Annotated in this window: 1 pseudogene; it reads left to right on the top strand. The window is 40.7% G+C overall.

Annotated elements, in window-relative coordinates:
* Positions 1-78 precede the first annotated feature (78 nt).
* Positions 79-783, top strand: a pseudogene (locus QMA12_RS22115) (transposase); the annotation flags it as partial.

The raw sequence follows: 783 nt of genomic DNA, 5'->3' as shown, positions 1-783 counted from the left end.
ATGTAGTGGTACAGTAATTTTGGCCACCCATTAAGAAAGAAATGTTATGCTAATAAGCATACAAATTTGGGTGAAAAAATGACAAAATTTAAACGTGCAACGTATTCTGCAGCAATTAAATTAGAAACGGCTCAGCTTGTTGTTGACCAAGGTTATACACAAGAAGATGCAGCCAAAGCGATGGGGGTGGGTAAATCAACCGTCAGTAAATGGGTAACTCAATTAAGGCAAGAACGTAATGGTCAGACACCTTTAGCTTCACCAATGACGCCCGAACAAATTGAAATCCGTGAACTTAAAAAACAAATCCAACGCATTGAATTAGAAAAGGATATATTAAAAAAGGCTACCGCTCTCTTGATGTCCGACTCCCTGAACAATTCTCATTAATTGAGAAATTAAATCAACGAGAGCGTTATCCAATTAGTGTGCTATGCAGCGTATTCAATGTGCATCGCAGCAGCTATAAATACTGGGCCATACGCGATACAACGCCGACACCTGAGCAAGTAAGGTTAGAGGCTGAAGTAAAAGCAATACATGCGATGAGTGGTGGTTCAGCAGGTGCACGGACAATCGCAGCGATAGCAACGAACAATGATTTTGAATTGAGCCGTTATCGTGCAGCTAAGCTAATGGTTAAATTAAAGCTTGAAAGCTGCCAAGTACCTCAACATTCATATAAACGCGGTGGTAATGAACACCTTGAAATCCCAAATCTGCTTGATAGACAGTTTGATGTTGTTGAACCAGATACCGTGTGGTGCGGTGATGTGACGTATA

This window comes from Pseudoalteromonas sp. APC 3893, assembly GCF_030408095.1.
Classification (GTDB): Bacteria; Pseudomonadota; Gammaproteobacteria; order Enterobacterales; family Alteromonadaceae; genus Pseudoalteromonas.
Note: the sequence above shows the minus strand (reverse complement) of the source record. Positions and strands in the feature narration are given on the sequence as shown.